The organism is Umezawaea endophytica (genome assembly GCF_025061645.1).
Lineage (GTDB): Bacteria > Actinomycetota > Actinomycetes > Mycobacteriales > Pseudonocardiaceae > Umezawaea > Umezawaea endophytica.
The window spans coordinates 545,679-564,397 of the sequence record NZ_JANYMP010000001.1 but is presented as its reverse complement, the minus strand read 5'-3'; the positions used below and the strand labels follow the sequence as shown (position 1 = coordinate 564,397).

Annotated in this window: 16 protein-coding genes; 12 read left to right on the top strand and 4 right to left on the bottom strand. The window is 73.1% G+C overall.

The genetic code is table 11. The annotated features are described in order from the left end of the window. Positions 1-4: 4 nt before the first annotated feature. Positions 5-2,014, bottom strand: coding sequence for a cellulose binding domain-containing protein (locus NZH93_RS02155; protein ID WP_259621152.1), 2,010 nt, complete (start codon positions 2,012-2,014; stop codon positions 5-7). Positions 2,015-2,235: 221 nt separating this feature from the next. Here NZH93_RS02155 and NZH93_RS02150 point away from each other — a divergent pair, with 221 nt between their 5' ends. Further along, positions 2,236-3,057 (top strand): polysaccharide deacetylase family protein, encoded by an 822-nt coding sequence (locus tag NZH93_RS02150; protein ID WP_259621151.1) that lies wholly within the window; start codon positions 2,236-2,238, stop codon positions 3,055-3,057. Positions 3,058-3,071: 14 nt separating this feature from the next. Here the strand turns inward: NZH93_RS02150 and NZH93_RS02145 are convergent, their stop codons facing one another. The 3 genes from NZH93_RS02145 to NZH93_RS02135 are packed head-to-tail and all read right to left on the bottom strand — an operon-like array spanning position 3,072 to position 5,574. Beyond that, positions 3,072-4,100: an alcohol dehydrogenase catalytic domain-containing protein gene (locus NZH93_RS02145; RefSeq protein WP_259621150.1), complete on the bottom strand. Its 1,029-nt coding sequence runs from the start codon at positions 4,098-4,100 to the stop codon at positions 3,072-3,074. Beyond that, on the bottom strand, positions 4,101-4,868 hold the full coding sequence (locus tag NZH93_RS02140) for an SDR family oxidoreductase (RefSeq protein WP_259621149.1): 768 nt from the start codon (positions 4,866-4,868) through the stop codon (positions 4,101-4,103). A 1-nt stretch (position 4,869) separates the two neighbouring features. Next, positions 4,870-5,574, bottom strand: coding sequence for a FadR/GntR family transcriptional regulator (locus NZH93_RS02135; protein ID WP_259621148.1), 705 nt, complete (start codon positions 5,572-5,574; stop codon positions 4,870-4,872). Between the two features lie 50 nt (positions 5,575-5,624). On the opposite strand from NZH93_RS02135, the gene dgoD reads away from it, so the two are divergent. The 11 genes from dgoD (at position 5,625) to NZH93_RS02080 (ending at position 18,705) form a co-directional block, all read left to right on the top strand. Next, on the top strand, positions 5,625-6,773 hold the full coding sequence (dgoD, locus tag NZH93_RS02130; RefSeq protein ID WP_259621147.1) for a galactonate dehydratase: 1,149 nt from the start codon (positions 5,625-5,627) through the stop codon (positions 6,771-6,773). A 132-nt stretch (positions 6,774-6,905) separates the two neighbouring features. Beyond that, positions 6,906-8,030 (top strand): substrate-binding domain-containing protein, encoded by a 1,125-nt coding sequence (locus tag NZH93_RS02125; RefSeq protein WP_259621146.1) that lies wholly within the window; start codon positions 6,906-6,908, stop codon positions 8,028-8,030. Beyond that, complete coding sequence (locus tag NZH93_RS02120; protein ID WP_259621145.1) at positions 8,027-9,523, top strand: sugar ABC transporter ATP-binding protein; 1,497 nt, start codon at positions 8,027-8,029, stop codon at positions 9,521-9,523. The genes NZH93_RS02125 and NZH93_RS02120 overlap by 4 nt, the downstream gene beginning before the upstream one ends. Then, the gene (locus NZH93_RS02115; RefSeq protein ID WP_259621144.1) at positions 9,520-10,515 is read left to right on the top strand and encodes an ABC transporter permease; all 996 of its coding nucleotides are present in this window, start codon (positions 9,520-9,522) and stop codon (positions 10,513-10,515) included. The genes NZH93_RS02120 and NZH93_RS02115 overlap by 4 nt, the downstream gene beginning before the upstream one ends. Positions 10,516-10,532: 17 nt before the next feature. Further along, the gene (locus NZH93_RS02110) at positions 10,533-12,899 is read left to right on the top strand and encodes an alpha-L-arabinofuranosidase family protein (protein ID WP_259621143.1); all 2,367 of its coding nucleotides are present in this window, start codon (positions 10,533-10,535) and stop codon (positions 12,897-12,899) included. 19 nt (positions 12,900-12,918) lie between these two features. After that, the gene (locus NZH93_RS02105; protein ID WP_259621142.1) at positions 12,919-13,812 is read left to right on the top strand and encodes an SMP-30/gluconolactonase/LRE family protein; all 894 of its coding nucleotides are present in this window, start codon (positions 12,919-12,921) and stop codon (positions 13,810-13,812) included. Then, on the top strand, positions 13,809-14,792 hold the full coding sequence (locus tag NZH93_RS02100; protein WP_259621141.1) for a Gfo/Idh/MocA family protein: 984 nt from the start codon (positions 13,809-13,811) through the stop codon (positions 14,790-14,792). Before NZH93_RS02105 ends, NZH93_RS02100 begins: the two co-directional genes overlap by 4 nt. Continuing rightward, positions 14,789-15,730, top strand: a complete 942-nt coding sequence (locus NZH93_RS02095) for a sugar kinase (protein WP_259621140.1) — start codon at positions 14,789-14,791, stop codon at positions 15,728-15,730. The genes NZH93_RS02100 and NZH93_RS02095 overlap by 4 nt, the downstream gene beginning before the upstream one ends. A gap of 1 nt (position 15,731) precedes the next feature. Next, entirely contained in the window at positions 15,732-16,502 is a 771-nt protein-coding gene (locus tag NZH93_RS02090) for an IclR family transcriptional regulator (protein WP_259621139.1), read from the top strand. Further along, positions 16,492-17,091: a bifunctional 4-hydroxy-2-oxoglutarate aldolase/2-dehydro-3-deoxy-phosphogluconate aldolase gene (locus NZH93_RS02085; protein ID WP_259621138.1), complete on the top strand. Its 600-nt coding sequence runs from the start codon at positions 16,492-16,494 to the stop codon at positions 17,089-17,091. Before NZH93_RS02090 ends, NZH93_RS02085 begins: the two co-directional genes overlap by 11 nt. A gap of 24 nt (positions 17,092-17,115) precedes the next feature. Then, positions 17,116-18,705 carry a glycoside hydrolase family protein gene (locus NZH93_RS02080; protein WP_259621137.1) on the top strand — a complete coding sequence of 530 codons (1,590 nt, stop codon included), beginning with the start codon at positions 17,116-17,118 and terminating at the stop codon, positions 18,703-18,705. Positions 18,706-18,719 lie beyond the last annotated feature (14 nt).

Below are 18,719 nucleotides of genomic sequence, written 5' to 3'. Positions count from 1 at the left end.
CCGGTCACCGCGTGGTGCAGAGGGTGCCGTTGAGGGTGAACGTGGTCGGCGGGGCGTTGGGGCCCTGGTAGGCGCCGACGAAACCGGTGTTCGCGGTCGCGCCGGGAGCCAGGGGGGCGGTGCCTGCGACCTGGACCGCGGTGCCGGTCTGGGTCCAGGTGGCGTTCCAGCCGCTGGTCACCTGCTGCCACGTGGTGGGCCAGGTGAAGGCCAGGGTCCAGGTGTCCAGTGAGGTGGTGCCGGTGTTGGTGATGTCGACGGCGCCCACGTAGCCGTTGCCCCAGTCGTTGGTGTCGGTGAACGTGACCGCGCAGGTCGACGTGGGCGGGGTGGTGGTGGTGAAGGTGGCAGGCGGGGAGGACCAGGAGACGCGGCCCGCGTTGTCGCGGGCGATGAGGTTGACCGTGTACCGCGTGCCGGGGGTGAGGTTGTGGACGGTGAACGACGTCCCGGTGGTCTCGCCCCACTGCTCGGTGGTCGTGCCGACCTGGCGGTGCACCTCGTACTTCACCCCTGGTGAGGTCGGCGTCCAGGTGAGGGTGGCCTCGCGGTCGGTGACCGCCGCGGCGGTGGGCCGCGCGGGCGTGCTCGGCGCGGCGGTGGAAGCCTTGGGGCGCAAGGTGAGCGTGGTCAGCGAGTACGGCGGCAGCGTCACGGTCGCGCTGCCGCCGGTCGTGGTCGTGATGCCCGTGGCGCCGTTGGTGTAGCTCAGGACCCGCGCGCTCGCGGCGGGCGTGTAGCCGGTGTAGTCCAGGGTGACCGGCTTGGCGGCGTCCGGGTCCTGGTTGACCAGCAGGACCGCCAGCCCGCCGTCGCGCTTGCGGCTGGCGTGCACCTTGACCAGCGGGTCGGACGCGGCGGCCTGGACGAGCTGGTCACCCGGTCCGGCGAACCGCGACGTCATCGCCAGCGCGTGGTACGGCGCGAACGGCGTGTTGAGGGCCGGTTGGCAGATCGTGCCGTCGGCCAGGCACCCGGCGCTGGAGAGCAGGCCGAAGTCGGCGTAGTCGGGCTGCCCCGCGATCGTGGAGAAGCTCGTCGGTCCGTTGTGGACGTTCCACCAGTCGACGGTGAACACCCCGTTCTCCAGCAGGGTCGCGAAGGCGTCGGCCGCGAACAGGGCACCCGGCTGGGTGTTCATCCCGTACGAGGTGTTGACCTCGGTCAGCGCGATGGGCAGGTCCTTGTGCGCGTACCGGGTGGCCTGCTCGCGGGTCATCCGCACGAAGTCGGCGATCCGGTTCGTCTTGGACAGCGATTCGGGGCCGGTCGACCCCGTCGGGTACCAGTGCACGATCCCGAAGTCGACCACCGGCCCCGCGATCGACAGCACGACCTCGTTCCACGTGCCCGCGTCTCCCGCCGCCACGATGCCGTCCGGCCAGTCGCCCGGAGTGGTCAGCACGGCGCCGACCTTGATCGTCGGGTCGACGGCCTTCATCGCCTCGGCGTACTGCTTGACGATGGTCGCGTACTCCGCCGGGGTCTTCTCCGGGTGGTCGTCGGCCTCCCACGCGGATCCGTAGTGGCCGTTGCCGTACAGCTCGTTGCCGATCTCCCAGTACCGCACGCCATACCGCTTCTCGACGTTGGCGTAGCGCACCCAGTCGGCGGCCTCCTGCGGCGTGCCGGTGCCGTAGTTGGCGGTGACGATCGGCTTCGCCCCCGCGCGCCGGACACCCGCCATGAAGTGGTCGAAGTCGGTGTTGGGGGCGACGTAGCCGCCGGGCGCGGTGTGGTCGCGCCAGTGGTAGATGTCGGAGTACGAGCCGCCGGGGTAGCGCAGGGCCTGGACGCCCGCGCCCTTCATCAGGTCGGCGACCTCGGGGGTGCCGAGGGTGGTGTCCCAGATGGCGTGGTTGGCGCCGACGGCGGTGTCGCTGACGGTTTCCAGCCCGGCTCGGGCGTTGACCGCGACGGTCACACCGGGGTCGGCCTCCGCTCCCGCTCGGGGTACGGCGAGCTGTGCGGCGAGGAGCACCAGGGCGGGCAGGACCGTCAGGCGTGTGCGCATCGTCGGATGTCCTCGGTGACAGGTCGGCGACTGGGAGCGCTCCCAGAGTGCTGCTCGGGGGTGTCGGTGTCAATCGCCACGACGGCCTAGCAGCGGTCCGCGGATCCGGCAGGCGATTGCCCGGATTGCGATGAACACCTCAACGAGCAACCGCCGGGACGTCCCGTGCGTGTTCCACCGCAGTAGAAGCCCTCCGGGGACGATCGGCAGAAGGTTTCCCAGTGCGCAAGTTCATGCCCTTGTTCGGGGCGGTGCTGTCCGTGGTGCTCGTGGCCTGCGCCCAGCGGCCCGTCACCCCGGAGGCGCAGCCGGTCGAGCGGACGACCACGACGACCACCACCACGACCCCGCCGACGGCCGTGCCCGGCCCCGGTGGTGTGACGGTGCCGGTGTTCACCCAGCCCTACCCGTTCGGCACGCCCCAGGCGCAGGTGCCGCCGACCACCGACGGGCTCGCCCCGGTGGTCCGGCGGATCGAGACGGACAAGCCGTACGTGTTCATCACCATCGACGACGGCGCGGTGCGCCACCCGCAGGCGCTGGACCTCGTCCGCCTGTCCGGAGTGCGGCCGACGTTGTTCCTCAACACCAAGTACGTCGACGGCCACGGCGACTACTTCACCCCGTTCCAGGGGCAGGCGAAGGTGTCGGTGCAGGCGCACTCCGGGACCCACCCCAACCTCTCCGGGAAGCCGTACGCGACCCAGAAGCAGGAGATCTGCGGCAACGCGGACTTCCTCGCCGGGGTCTTCGGCACCCGCCCGACCCTGTTCCGGCCGCCGTTCGGCAACCACGACCTCACCACCCGCAGGGCCGCCGCCGACTGCGGCATGAGCGCGATCGTCCTGTGGACCGCGTCCGTCAACGACGGCGTCGTGCAGTTCCAGGCGGGCGACAAGCTGAACGCGGGAGACATCGTGCTGATGCACTTCCGCACCACCTTCGCCGAGGACTACCTGGCGTTCCTCACCCGCGCGCGGCAGGACGGCCTCACCCCGGTCGTGCTGGACGACTTCCTCTCCGGCACGCCGCCCAAGACCTGACCGGGCGTCTGGCGTCAGCCGAAGCGCAGCAGGACCTTGCTCGTCGTGGCCGGGTCGGCCGCGACGGCGAGGGCCGCCTCCGCGTCGTCGGGGGAGTGCTCGGCCGAGACGACCGGGGCGAAGAGCGCCCGGTGGGCGGCGATGGTCGCGAGGGTGTCGGCCAGGCCGCCCGCGAACCGGCTGGAGCCGGTGAGGGTGAGTTCGCGCGTCACGGCGAGGTGGAACGGCGCCGTGGTGCCCGTCGCGGGGAGCTGACCGGTCTGCACGAGGGTGCCGCCGGGCCGCAGCGCCCGCAGCGCGGCGGCCAGCGCGGCGGGGGAGCCCGCTGACTCGAGGGCGACGTCGACCTGCGGCAGGTCCTCCCCGGCGGGGACGGTGAGGGTGGCACCGACCTGCCGGGCGACCTCCAGCGGTCGCGCGAACAGGTCCGTGACGACGATCTCGGCGGCTCCGCCGATCCGCGCCAGCGCCACGGTCAGCAGCCCGATCGGGCCCGCGCCCGTGACCAGCACGCTGCGGCCCGCGAGGGCGTCGAGACGGGCCAGCGCGTGCCGGGCCACGGACGCGGGTTCGGCCAGCGCGGCGGTGCGCAGGTCGAGCCCGTCCGGCACCGGCACGAGGCGAGCACCGGGGACGACCAGCCGGTCGGCGAACCCGCCCTGGGTGTGCGGGCGGCGGGCCGCGCTGCCCAGGTAGCGCAGCTCCGGGCACAGGTTGGACAGGCCGCCGAGGCAGTGCGGGCAGGTCCCGCACGTCTGCGCCGGGTGGACCGCCACGGGGGTGCCCTCCGGTGGCCCGGAGCCGTCGTCGGCGGCGCGGCGCACCGTGCCGACCACCTCGTGGCCGAGCACCATCGGGTCGCGCAGCACCGACTCGCCGACCTCGCCGCGCTGCCAGTAGTGGACGTCCGAGCCGCAGATCCCGCCGTACGCCACGTCGACGACGGCGTCGCCGGGGCCCGGCTCGACCTCCGGCCACTCGCGGAGGTCCAGCCGTCCGGGACCGAGCACGGTCAGGGCGCGGCCCACCGGGGTCGCCGTCACTCAGATCACCGCCGTCAGGCCGCCGTCGACGTACACGACCTGGCCGTTCACGAAGTCCGACGCGGCGGAGGCCAGCCACACGGCGGGTCCGGTGACGTCCTCGACGCGGCCCCAGCGCCCGGCGGGGGTGCGGGAGGTGATCCACGCCGTGAACTCGGGGTCGTCGACGAGGCTCGCGTTGAGGTCGGTGTCGAGGTAGCCCGGCGCGAGGCCGTTGACCTGGAGGCCGCCGCGCGCCCACTCCGCGCACATGGAGCGGGTGAGCCCGCCAAGGCCGCTCTTGGCCGCCGCGTACGGCGCCGTGGTGGGCCGCACCAGGTGGTTCTGCACCGAGCAGATGTTGATGATCTTGCCGCTGCCCCTGGCGACCATGCCGCGCGCCACCGTGCGGCCCACGATGAACGCGCTGGTCAGGTCGACGTCCACCACGCGCTTCCAGTCGGCGAGGGGGAGGTCGGTCAGCGGGCCGCGGAGCTGGATGCCCGCGTTGTTGACCAGGATGTCCGGGCAGCCGTGCTCGGCGGTCAGCGCGGCCACCGCCTCCTCGACGGCCGACTCGTCGGTCACGTCGAACGCGCTGGTCAGCACGGTCTCCGGAGGCGCGAGCGCGCGCAGTTCGGCGGCGACGGGCGCCAGCCGTCCGGCGTCCGGGCTGTTCAGGACGACGCGGGCGCCCGCGGCCAGGTAGGCGCGGGCGATGGCGAGGCCGATGCCGCGCCGCGAGCCGGTGACCAGCGCGAGCTTGCCGGTCAGGTCGAACGGCGTCATGTCAGTGCTCCCCTTCGCCCAGTACCTCGACCCGTGCCGCCCGCACGAGCGCCCGCGACACGGCTTCCGCCCGCGCCGGGTCGCCGCTCTCGACGGCGTCGACCAGGTCGCGGTGCCGCAGCAGGGAGTCCGCGGTGTCGTCGCTGAACAGCCGGTGGCCCGAGTACCGGGCGTGCAGCGTGGCGAGCACGGTCTGCACGAGCTGGCTCAGCACGTCGTTGCGCGCGCCGCGCAGCAGCGCCTCGTGGAACGCGGTGTCGGCGGCGGCGAACCCGCGCGGGTCGGTCGCCCGGAACGCGGTCTCCATCAGCGCCAGGTGCTCGCGCAGCGCCGTCGCGGTCGAGCCGTCGTCGTTCGCCGCCGCGCGCTGGGCCGCCACCGGCTCCAGCGCCTCCCTCAGCGTGATCAGCTCGTCGAGCTGGCGCAGGGCGTCGGGGCCGTTGTCGCGCCACGCGATCACCCGCGGGTCCAGCAGGTCCCACGACGACACCGGGAGCACGGTCGTGCCCACGCGCTGCCTGGCCTCCACCATGCCCAGCCCGGTGAGCGTGCGGACGACCTCGCGGACCACCGACCGGGACACGCCGTGGTCCCGCTCGACGGCCTCGGTCGACAGCACCGAGCCGGGCGGGATGCCGCCGTCGGCTATGCGGCTGCCGAGGGCGTCGACGACCCGCGCGTGCAGGCCCGAGCCGAGAGGGTTCACATCGCCTCCAGTTTAAGTATGATTAATCATACTCTAGCGAAGGGGCTGGTATGCGCATCACGAAGGTCGAGTCGTTCCAGGTGGCTCCCCGGTGGATGTTCGTGAAGGTGTCGACCGACGCCGGGGTGTGCGGGTGGGGCGAGGGCGGGCTGGAGGGGTACGCCGACGTCACCGGGGCCGCGGTGGCGGCGCTGGCCGAACAGCTCGTGGGCGCCGACCCGCGCCGGATCGAGGACAACTGGCAGCGCCTCACCAAGAGCGGCTTCTACCGCGGCGGAGGAGTCCTGTCCTCTGCGGTCGCGGCCCTGGACCAGGCGTTGTGGGACATCGTCGGGCGGCTGCACGGCGTGCCGGTGCACGAGCTGCTCGGCGGCCACGTGCGCGACCGGGTCCGGGTGTACGGCTGGATCGGCGGCGACTCCCCGCACGACGTCGCCGCCGCGGCCGACGCGCAGCGCGAAGCGGGGATGACGGCGGTGAAGATGAACGCCACCGCGCAGTTCCCGCCCATCCCGACCGCGGCCGACGTGACGGCCGTCGTGGAGCGGGCGAAGCAGGTCCGCGTGGCACTCGGCGACGGGCGCGACTTCGCCGTCGACTTCCACGGCCGGGTCGGCGCCGCCGCGGCGCCCCGGCTGATCGAGGCGCTGGAGCCGCTGGCACCGCTGTTCGTCGAGGAACCCGTTCTGCCCGGCAACAACCACACCAACCTGCGCCGGATCGTGGAGTCCACCGCGACCCCGATCGCCACCGGCGAGCGGCTGTTCTCCCGCACGGACTTCCTGCCCGTCCTCCAGGCCGGGGTGCGGGTGGTCCAGCCCGACCTGGCCCACGCGGGCGGGATCTCCGAGGTCCGGCGCATCGCCGCGCTCGCCGAGACGTTCGATGCCGTCCTCGCGCCGCACTGCCCACTCGGGCCGCTCGCGCTCGCCGCGTGCCTCCAGGTCGACTTCGCGACGCCCAACTTCCTCATCCAGGAGCAGTCGCTGGGCATCCACTACAACCGCACCGCCGAGCTGCTCGACCACGTGGCGAACCCGGAGGTCTTCACGTTCACCGACGGGTACGTGGACCGCCCGACGGGACCGGGGCTGGGGGTGGAGATCGACGAGGCGTCCGTCCGGGAGGCCCACGAGCGCGGCGGGCAGTGGCGCACACCGACCTGGAACCACCCTGATGGGTCTTTCGCGGAATGGTGATGTGCACAGGGCGCAACAAGGGCGGTGAATAACCCCGAAAATCTTGACTGCCACCGGGGCCCCGCGCACTGTTCGCCCCAGCGTGCTCAATTCGCACAAGGGTGTGCGCATGGTGCAACAAAGGAGTTCGACATGATCTGGAGTCGCGTCCGCACAACCGCCACGGCCATCACCGCCGCGTCGTTCCTGCTCCTCGCGGGGTGCACCTCCGCCGCCGACGACGCGGCGGGCGGGACCGGGGCCGCGCCGGTCGACCTGGAGGGCTCGACCGCGTTCAACGACGCGAAGCTCGGCGAGCTGGCCGGGGCGATCGAGACCGCGCTGAAGGGCAAGGACGTCAGCGGCGTGCGGGTCGCCATGGTGATCAACAGCCCGTCGGCGTACTGGTCCGAGGGACGCGCCGGGATGGAGAACGCGGCGCGGAAGTTGGGCGTCCAGGCCAACTTCCAGGCTCCGGCCGGTGGCGACCTCAACACCCAGTTGTCCATCCTGGACACCCTGCGGGCCGACAAGGTCGACGGGTACACGATCTCCGCGGTCGACCCGGCCGCCGTGCGCGGACCGGTCGGAGCGGCGCAGGGCGAGGGCATCGGCGTCGTCGCGATCGACTCGCCGCTGTCCGGCACGCCGAAGCCGACGGTGTACCTCGGCACGCCGAACACCGAGGCTGGGCGGCAGGCAGGGGAAGCGATGAAGAAATTGCTCGGCGGATCGGGGAAGGTCGCCATTCTGACCGGTTCCCTCACCGCCGCGAATGCGATCCAGCGCATCGCCGGATTCACCAAGGCGCTGGAGGGGAGTGGAATCGAAATCGTCGACACGCTCAACGACGACGCCGACCCGTCGAAAGCGCTGTCGAATGCGCAGACCGCGCTCCAGGCGAATCCCGACCTCACCGGGATGTACACCGTGTGGTCCTACGACGGCCCCGCGGCGGGCCAGGCCGTGAAGGCCGCGGGCAAGGCCGGGAAGGTGAAGGTCGTCGCGGACGACGCCGAGCCCAAGACCGTGGAGTTCGTCCGCGACGGCACGATCCAGGCGATGGTCCTGCAACGCCCGTACCAGCAGGGATACCTGGGCGTGTACCTGCTCACCGCCCTGAAGGTGCTCGGCGAGGACGCCACGGCGGCGCTGCTCAAGCCCTACCTGGAGGACCAGGACGGCGCCACGACGCTCAGCTCCGGCATCGGCCTGGTCACCGCGAAGAACCTGACCACCTACCTCGACGACCTGGTGAAGCTGGGCGTGACCTCGTGACGGCGCTGGTCGAGGCCACCGGGCTGCGCAAGACCTACGGCACCGTCGAGGTGCTGCGCGTCGACCGGCTGTCACTGGCCGCCGGGCAGGTGGTCGCGCTGCTCGGCGAGAACGGGGCGGGCAAGTCGACCCTGGTCCGCGTGCTGACGGGCGCCACCGCGGCCGACGCCGGTCGGGTGGACCTCGCGGGCCGGGAGCTGCGCAACGGCGACCCGGCGCACGCGCAGGAACTCGGCGTCGCGACCGTGTCGCAGGAGTTCCCGCTGGTCGGGGAGATGTCGACGGCCGAGAACCTGATGCTCGGCCGCCGGGCGGGCTCCGGCCGAGTGGTGTTCGACCGCCGCGCGACCGAGCGCGCCGCCGCGGAGGTGCTCGGCCTGATCGGCGCGGACGTCCTGCTCGACCAGCCCGTCTCGCGGCTGTCGGTCGCGCAGCAGCAGCTCGTGGAGATCGCCAAGGCGCTCGGCCGCGACCCGCGGGTGCTGGTGCTGGACGAACCCACGTCCGCGCTCGGGCCCGTCGAGTCGCGGCGGGTGCTGCGCGTCGCCAGGGACCTCGCCGCGCAGGGCCGGGCGGTGATCTTCATCGGGCACCGGCTCGACGAGGTCCGCGAGATCGCCGACCGGGTGCTCGTGATGCGCAACGGCAGGCTCGTGGCCGACCTGTCGCCCGAGGAGGCGACGACCGGGGCGATGATCCGCGCGATGGCGGGCGACGAGGCCGAGGTCCTGGTGGAGGGCGATCCCCCGCGGCCGGGCGCCGGGTCCGTGCTCACCGTGCGCGGGCTGGAGGCGGCCGGGATCGGCCCGCTCGACCTGGACGTCGGCCGCGGCGAGATCCTCGGCGTCGCCGGGCTCATGGGGTCCGGGCGCAGCCGCCTCGTCCACGCGCTGATGGGCGCGGCGCGCACCACCGGCGGCACGATGACCCTCGCCGGGCAGCCCTACGCGCCGAGGCACCCGGCGGACGCGGTGCGTGCGGGCGTCGGACTGGTGCCGGAGGACCGCAAGCGGCAGTCGCTGCTGCCGGTCGCGCCGGTCCGCTGGAACATCTCCCTCGCCGCCCTGCCCCGACTCGCCCGCCGCTCCTGGCTCGACCCGCGCGCGGAGCGGACGTTCACCGAGGACGTGCGGAAGTCGGTCAAGGTCCGCTGCGCCACCCAGGAACAGCCCATCGGCACGCTGTCCGGCGGCAACCAGCAGCGGGCGGTCTTCGGCCGCTGGTTCGCCACCGAACCCCGGCTGCTGCTGCTCGACGAACCCACCCGCGGCGTGGACGTCGGCGCCAAGGCCGAGATCTACCACCTCGTCGAGTCGTTCGCCGCGCGCGGCACGGCCGTTGTCATCGCCTCCTCCGAACTGGAGGAGCTGATGCGGCTGGCCCACCGCACCGCCGTGCTGGCGCGCGGACGGCTCGTCACCACGATCCCGCGCTCCGGCTACAGCAAGCACGCGCTGATGACGGCGGCGAACTCGGAAGGAGCGGCACCGTGACCACGTCCCTGACCGAACCACCGCCACCGCGGGTCGCGCTCGGCGGTACCTTCCTGCGCGGCAAGGAGATCGGCGTCGTCGGCGCCGTCGTGGTGGTCTTCGCGGTGTTCGCGCTGGCCAACGGCAACTTCGCGGGCGTGTCGAACCTCCAGACGATGGGCGTCGACCTGGCCCAGTACGGGCTGCTCGCGCTCGGCGTCAGCTTCGTCATCATCACCGGCGGCATCGACCTGTCCGTCGGGTCGGTGGTGGCGCTGTCCGGCGTGTGGTCGGCGTGGCTGAACGTCCACGCCGGACTCCCCGACGTGGTCGCCATCGCGCTGGCCCTGGTCACCGGGGCGGCCATCGGCGTCGTGCACGGCCTGTCCGTGACGGTGCTCGGCGTCCCGCCGTTCGTGACGACGCTCGTCACGCTCGTGGCGGCCCGCGGTGCGGCTCTCGCGCTGACCGAGGGCTTCCCCATCGACGGCGTCGGCGAGGTGTTCACCAGCATTGCCCAGTACCGGATCGCGAGCGTCCCCGTGCCGACCCTGCTGTTCCTCGGCGCGTGCGTCCTGGCCTGGCTGTTCCTCGAACGCACCTACCAGGGCCGCCAGCTCTACGCGGTCGGCGGCAACGCCGAGGCCGCGCGCCTGGCGGGCATCCGCACCCGGCGCCGGGTGGTCCTCGCCTACGTCGTGAGCAGCACGTGCGCCGCCGCCGTCGGCGTGCTGGTGACGGCCCGGCTGACCGTCGGCCAGCCCAGCATCGCCACCGGCTGGGAGTTGAACGCCATCGCGGCGGCGGTCATCGGCGGGGTCGGCCTCGCGGGTGGCGTCGGCCGGGTGCTCGGCGTCGCGTTCGGCGCGATCCTGCTCGTCCTCATCAACAACGGCCTGGTGATCCTGCACGTATCGCCCTACTACCAGCAGATCGTGCTCGGCGCGGTGCTCGCCGTCGCCGTGGTGACCGACCGGCTGCGCGGCCGCGGGGCCGAACGGGACCGGCGGTGAACCGGGGGAGGAAGTCCATGCCACGTCACCTGATCGCGGCGCTCGTGGCCGCGCTGGTCGTGAGCGGAGCGGCGGTCGCGACGGCCGCTCCGGAGACCACCTACACGCTCGTCGAGGCCACCAGCGGTCACGTCCTCGGCGCCACCGGGTCCGGCGGCGACCCGGTGATGACGATCGACCCGTACGCGGGTGACCGCCGCCAGTTGTGGCGGATCGTCGACCTGGGCGACGGCTTCCGCCGGATCGTCAACGACGGCAACGGCAAGTCCCTGTCCACGGTGAACGGCGGTTCCGGCGACGGCGCCGTTGTGCACCTGTGGGACTACCTGGGCGGCTACCCGGACCAGCAGTGGCGGATCGACGACGCGGGCGGCGGCACCGCCACCATCGCGAACCGGGGGACCGGTGAGCGGCTGATGTCCACCAAGGACGGTCGGACCGCGGCCGGGACCGAGACCCAGCTCTGGAGCCGGGCGAACGGCCGGACCGGGCAGACGTGGAAGCTCGTGCCGACCGCTTTGGTCCGCGAGCTGACCGTGCACGCGGACCAGGTCGTCAGCCAGGTGCCGCGCACGCACGTCGCGGCGGGCCTGGAGGACGTCAACCACGAGATCTACGGCGGTCTCTACAGCCAGATGGTGTTCGGCGAGGCGTTCGCCGAACCGGCCTACGACCCCGGCGTGAGCGGGATGTGGCGGGCGACGTCGAGGGGCGGCGCACGGGGTGAGTACTCCCTCGACACCTCGGCCCCGTTCAAGGGGAAGCAGTCCCAGCGGATCCGGTTCGCCTCCGGGCGCGGCGGCGTCGGCGTGGAGAACCGGGGGCTCAACCGCCAGGGCCTCGGTCTCGTGGCCGGGAAGCCCTACGAGGGAACGATCGTGCTGCGCACCGACCAGACCGTCGCCGTGGCGCTGGAGAACGCGGACGGCAGCGAGACCTACGCCCGCACCGAGGTGCGCGCGTCCGGCGCGGGCTGGCGCACCTCCACGTTCACGCTGACCCCGAACGCGGCCGACGCGCACGGCAGGCTCGTCGTCGAACTGACCCGGCCGGGCACGGCGGACATCGGCCACGTGTTCCTCGAACCCGGTGCGTGGGGCCGGTTCCAGGGCCAGCACGCGCGCAAGGACGTCGTCGACGCCATGGTGCGGCAGGGGTTGAGGGCCATCCGGTTCGGCGGCTGCGCCAACAGCGGCTGCGGCGACGTGTCCGAGTACCGCTGGAAGTCGATGATCGGCGACCCCGTGCACCGGCCCGTCACCAAGGGCTTCTGGTACCCGTACGAGTCCAACGGCTGGGGGATCTTCGAGTTCCTCCAGCTCGGCGAGGCGATGGGGATCGAGGCCGTGCCGTCGCTGAACATCGACGAGACCCCGCAGGACGTGGCCGACCTGCTCCAGTACCTCTACGGGCCCGCGGGGTCGACGTGGGGCGCGCGCCGCGTCGCCGACGGCCACCCCGCGCCCTACGCGGTGCGCCGGATCCAGCTCGGCAACGAGAACGCCGTCGACGAGGAGTACTGGCGGAAGTTCAAGGCGCTCGCGGACGTCGTCTGGACCTACGACCCGACGATCCGGCTCGTGGTCGGCGACTTCTCCTACAGCGACGTGATCGTCGACCCGTACGACTTCACCGGCGGCGGCAAGGTGAACACCCTGGCCGCGCACCGGAAGATCCTGGACCTGTCGAAGGCCTACGGCGCGGTGGTCGACTTCGACATCCACCTGTGGACGCAGCAGACCGACGGCGTCGAGTCGCAGATCCGCGCCCTGGACAGCTACGTCGACCAGCTCGGCCGGATCAGCCCCGGCGCGGACTACCACGTGGTGGTGTTCGAGCTGAACGCCGACCGGCACGACCTGGCCCGAGCGCTGGCGAACGCGTACACGATCAACGCGTTGCAGCGCAGACCGAAGGTGGACGTGGTGTCGTCGGCCAACGCGCTCCAGGTGGACGGGCAGAACGACAACGGCTGGAACCAGGGGCTGCTCTTCCTGAACCAGAACCAGGTCTGGGGCCAGCCGCCGTACCACGTGCACCGGATGAAGGCGGACTCGTGGCTGCCCGACGTGGTCCGCGCGGACCTCACGGGCGGTGACGCGCTGGTCAACGCGACAGCCTTGGCCAGCGCCGACGGCAGGCAGTTGTCGATCGACGTGGTCAACGCCACCGGCGTGCCGCTGACCTACACCGTCCGCCTCGACGGGTTCCGCGCCGACACCGCCGCGGTGACCACTTTGGACGGTCGGCCGAACGGCGTGAACACCGCGGGCAACCCGGACAACGTCGTGCCGCACGACTCCACCGCCCGGCTCACCGGCGGCACCACGCTGACCTACACGTTCCCGGCCAACTCGTACACGTCGCTGCGCCTGCGCGGCTAGCACCCAGGGGAGGAACGAGATGCCGACCTACCAGGCCGAAGCCGTCCTCGACGACCGCGCCGAGCACGCCGAGGGCCCGCTGTGGGACGACGTGCGCCAGGAACTGCTGTGGGTGGACCTCTACGCGGGTCTCGTGCGCCGCGCCGGGTGGTCGTCCGACGGGCTCGACGTCATCGCCACCCACGGGCTGGGGCAGGCGGTCGGCGCGGTCGTGCCGTGCGCGTCCCCGGACGACGGCTGGGTCGTCGCGAGCGAGTTCGGCTTCGCCCGGCTCGGCGTCGACGGCTCCGTGCGGGCGCTGGCCGAACCCGAGCGGGCGAACGGCGGGCGCACCCGGATGAACGACGGGTGCTGCGACCCGCTCGGCCGGATGTGGGCGGGCAGCATGGCCCACGACCGGACGCCGGGAGCGGGGTCGCTGTACCGGCTGGACGGCGACCGGGCGGAGCGCGTGCTCGACGACGTGACGATCTCCAACGGGATCGCCTGGCGCGACCCGGAGTCGTTCCACTACGTCGACACGCCCACCCGGCGCGTCGACCTGGTCGAGGTCGACCCGGACGGTCGACTGGTCGGCCGGAGGACGGCGTTCGGGATAGCCCCGTCGCTCGGCGCGCCGGACGGCATGGCCGTGGACGCGGAGGGGTGCCTGTGGGTGGCGCTGTGGGGCGGGTCGGCGGTGGTGCGGTTCAGCCCGAGCGGTGAGGTGCTGGCACGGGTCGACGTGCCCGCCACGCAGGTCAGCAGTTGCTGCTTCGGCGGCCCGGACCTGTCGGTGCTGTTCGTGACGACCTCGCGGGAGGGGTTCACGCCGGAGCGGTCGGCGGCGGAACCCCACGCGGGCAAGGTCTTCGCGGTCCGGACGGGCGTCGCGGGCCTGCCGGCGGACCGGTTCGCGGTGAGCGGCTCGTGACCGGGATCGCCCTGGTGGGGTGCGGCGCGATGGGCGAGATAGTGGCCCGTTCCGTCTACAGCGGACCGGGAGCGCCCGCGCTGGTCGCCGTCGTCGACCCCGACCCGGACCGGGCGGGCCGGGTCGCGGCGGTGACCGGGGCCGCGCCGTTCGCGACCCTGGCCGAAGCGCTCGGGGCGACCGGCGCCACCGCGGTCGACGTCCGCGTGCCGCACCACCTGCACGCGGAGGTCGTGCTGGAGGCGCTGGAAGCCGGCTGCCACGTGCTGGTGGAGAAGCCCGTCGCCACCACCCTGGCGGAGGCGCGGTGGATGGTGGAGGCCGCGGCGGACGGCGGGCTCGTCCTCGCGGTGGCCGAGAACTACCCGCACCTGCGGGCCGTGGTCGACGCCCGCGCGGCCCTGGAGGCCGGGGAAGTCGGTGCCGTGCTGGCGATCCTGGCCACCCGCGCCTACCGCGTCGACGGCGTGTGGGTGCGCGACGGCTGGCGTCGGGGCACCGGACCGTCCAGCGGAGTCCTGCTCGACCAGGGCACGCACCAGGCGAGCCTGGTCCGGCAGCTCGGCGGCGCCGTCGAAGCCGTGTCGGCGAGCGGGAGGACGCCGGACGCCGTGGCGCTGACCCTCCGGCTGGCGGACGGCGGAGTCGCGCAGACCCTGCTGACCTGGTCCAGCCCCGGACCGGCGGCGCAGGTCGAGGCGGCCGTGGTGGGCACCGGCGGGCGGCTCGACGTCGTGGTCGACTACGACGGCGACGAAGGCGGCTGCCGGCTGTGGACGCCCGACGGGAGCGGGAACCGGGGCGCCGAGAACTACTACGACAGCCACCGGGTCATCGTGGACGACTGGCTCCGCGCGATCGACGTCGGCGGCGAAGCGGTCGTGCCGGGCCGGGAAGGACTCGCCGACCTCGCGGTCGTGCTGGCCGCCGTCGACTCGCTGGAGCGCGACGGGGCGTTCGTCGCGGTGGCGGCGGGATGAGGCCGGACGTCGTGTGCCTCGGCGAGAGCATGGCCCAGCTCGTGCCCGCCGACGGCAAGCCGCTGCGCTCGGCCGAGAGCTTCGTGCTCACCACGGCGGGCGCCGAGTCGAACGTGGCGCAGGGGCTCGCGCAGCTCGGCAGCACGGCCGCGTGGGTCAGCCTGGTCGGCGACGACGCGCTGGGCTCGCGGGTGCTCGCCGACGTGGCGGCCTCCGGCGTGGACGTGTCGCTGACCCGGCGCCGCGACCGGGACCGCACCGGGTTGTTCCTCAAGGACCCGGCGGCGGACGGGTCGCGGGTCACCTACTACCGCGACGGGTCCGCCGCGTCGCACCTGTCGCGCGCCGACGTGGACCGCGCGTTCGCCGCCCGCCCCCGGCACCTGCACCTGTCGGGTGTGACGCCCGCGCTGTCGGCGTCCTGCCGGGACGCCGTCCGGTACGCGCTCTCATCCGCCCACGGGGTGTCGACCAGCTTCGACGTCAACCACCGCCCGGTGCTGTGGCCCGATCCCCGTGCCGCCGCCCTGACCCTGCGCGCCCTGGCGCAGCGGGCCGACGTGGTGTTCGTCGGGCTCGACGAGGCCGCGGCGCTGTGGGGCACGACCACACCGGAGCAGGTGCGCGAGCTGCTCGCCGAACCGGCGGCCGTGGTCGTCAAGGACGGGGCGGTCGACGCCACCGCGTTCACCACCGAGGGACGCTTCACCGAGCCCGCGCCGCCGGTGGACGTCGTGGAACCGGTCGGGGCGGGCGACGCGTTCGCGGCGGGCTGGCTGCACGGGATGCTGATCGGCCTGCCGCACCCGGCCCGGCTGCGCCTCGGGCACCTGATGGCCGGAGCGGCGCTCACCTCGCTGTCCGACCACGGCACGATCACCCGTCCGCCCGGCGACCTGGTCCGCGAGGCGGACCGGGCCACGGCAGCAGGGAGCTGACATGTCCCAGTCCGTCGACCGGGCCGCCGCCATCCTCGACGCCTGCGCGCCCGGCCCGCAGCGGCTCACCCACCTCGCCGACCTGCTCGGCGTGCACCGCTCCACCGTGCTGCGGCTGCTCCAGACCCTCGAACGGCACCGACTGGTGCGCAGGCTCGACGACCTCACCTGGACCATCGGCTACGGGCTGATCGGACTGGCCGTGGAAACCCTCGACCGGATGGACCTGCGCACCGCCGCCCGGCCGCGGCTGGAGCGGCTGGGGCAGGAGATCGGCCACACCATCCACCTCGCGCAGCTCGACGGGCACGACATCGTCTACGTCGACAAGGTCGAGGGGCACGGCGCCGTGCGGATGGCGTCCCGCATCGGCGCGCCCGTCCAGGTGCACACCGCGGGCGTGGCGAAGGCGATCCTCGCCGGGCTCCCGCCCGACCGGTGCGAGGCGGTGCTCGCGTCGGCGACGTTCGAGCGCTTCACCGACTCGACGATCACCGGTCGCGCCGAGTTCGCCGCCGAACTCGCCAAGGTCCGCAAGCAGGGCTACGCCGTCGACGACGGCGAGTACGAGAGCTACCTCGCCTGCGTCGCCGTGCCGGTGCGCGACGGCGGCGGCGCCATCCGGGCGGGCGTGTCGATCACGGCGCTGTGCGCCATCGAACGGCTGGAGAAGCTCCGCCGCCACCTGCCCCGGCTGTGGGCGGTGGCGTCGGAGATCTCCCGCGAACTCGGCTGGACCGGCCCGGCGGGGGTGGGCCGCAGTGCGGGCTGACCTCTTCACGACCCACCTCGGGAGCTTCCCGGTGATGGTGATCCTGCGCGGCCACGACCCCGCGACGACGGTCCGGCTCTGCGCCGACGCCGCGTCGCTCGGCGTCGAGCTGGTCGAGGTCCCCTGGCACGGCGAGGAATCCCGGCCGTCGCTGACCGCCGCGATCGACTGGGCGCGCGACCGGCCCGCCGTGCGGATCGGCGCGGGGACGGTGACCACCCCCGACGTGCTCCGCGCGGTGCACGCGCTCGGCGTCGGGTTCACCGTCGCGCCCGGCTTCGACCCCGCCGTGGTGGGAGCCGCCGCCGCGGCGGGCGTGCCGCACCTGCCCGGTGTCGCCACCGGCACCGAGGTGTCCGCCGCCCTCGCGGCCGGATGCGTGTGGCAGAAGGCCTTCCCGGCCTCCGTGCTCACACCCGCGTGGTTCACCGCGCTGCGCGCCCCGTTCCCAGGGGTGCGCTTCGTGGCGACCGGCGGGGTGGACGCGGGCAACGCCAAGGCCTTCCTCGACGCGGGCGCGAGCGCCGTGTCGTTGGGCAGCGCCTTCACCACCGCCGACCCGGCGGTCATCAGAGCACTCGCCGACTGATCCACTGGAGAACTGGAGACGACGATGTCCCACCCCTCTCGCCGAACCTTCCTCGGCGCGGGCGCCGCCGCCGTGGCGGGCGTGCGCCTCGGCCTGCCGACGGCCACCGCGTCCGCCGCTCCCGGACGAGAAGTCCTGCGCGACACCTTCGGCCCGGTCGCGGGCTGGCAGAGGCAGGGCGTGGTGCTCCGGCAGTCGCTGCCCTGGGAGACCTCCCTGCTCCAGGACCCCTGCCTGGTCTACAACGAGGGCGGCGGTCCGAGGTTCAAGATGTGGTACGGCTCGCTGTACTACGTCGGCTACGCCACCAGCGAGGACGGCCGGAACTGGACCAAGGCCGCGGAACCGGTGCTGGTGCGGTCGCTGGACAGCGACCGCAACAACCTGAACCAGCCCAGCGTCGTGCACCTCGACGGCACCTGGCACATGACGTACTTCGGCGTCGACGGCCAGGGCAAGGGCCGCGTCCACTACGCGACGGCGTCCGCGCCGGGAGGACCGTGGACCAAGCGCGGCGTGGTGCTCGAATCGACCATGCCGTGGGAGGACGACTACGTCTACAACTCGGCGCTGATGTACGACCGGGGCGAGCGGACGTGGAAGATCTGGTACACGGCGGGCAAGATCGCGTCGGCGGGCGGTGAACCCGAGTACATCTGCTACGCCACCGCGAAGAACCCCGCCGGGCCGTGGGTGAAGCACCCGGCCAACCCCGTCGTGCGGCCGATGCGCGACGGCGGCTGGGCGTCACTGGGCATCGGCGGCCCGAACGTGCGGCGCACCGACGACGGCGGGTACGAGATGCGCGTCGTGGGCTGGCAGGCCGACTACCCGTCGCGGGGCGGGAAGCTGCTGTCGCGCGACGGCGTGAAGTGGGAGCTGACGCGGTCCGCCCACGAACTGGACCTCGGCGTCGCGGGCGGGCCGGAGGACTCCATGGTGTACCGGCAGTTCGTGGTCCGGCACGCGGGCGCGGACCACGTGTACTACAACGTGAAGAACAACCGCCCCGGCTGGAACGAGACGGTCGAGCTGGCGATCTGGCGCGAGGCCCAGCAGATCGTCGACCCGGCGAAGTGGACCATGACGCAGGGCTGGGCGATCCCCAGCGGCGCGTCGTTCACCGTGGGCGGCAACCGCGCCACGACCCTGGGCAACGGCGTCGCGGGCTCACCGCAGACGTTGCAGGGCAACGTGCCCATCCCGGCGCTGGACTACGAGCTGACCGCCGACGTCACCCCGCACAGCACCGACGTCGCCGACCGCGACACCGTCCTGATGGCCCGCTGCACGGGTCGCGACAGCTACTACTACGCGGGCATCGCCTCGTGGGGCAACGAGTACGCCATCGGCGTCGTCGCCGACGGCGTGAACACCAGGATCGCCGGGGTCGGCAGCGCCACCGCCATCACCCCCGGCACCACCCACCGGCTCCGCTTCACGCTGACCGGTTCCACCCTCACGCTGCACGACGGCGACCGCCTCGTCCTGTCCACAGTGGACCCGACCCTGATCCCGCAGACCAGCTACGTCGGCCTCCAGTGCTCGACGCACACGGGCCGCTCGTCCTTCGGTGCCGTGTCGGTGCGGTTGGCGGCCGGTCGGAGGCGGTGACCGACCGGCGCTCG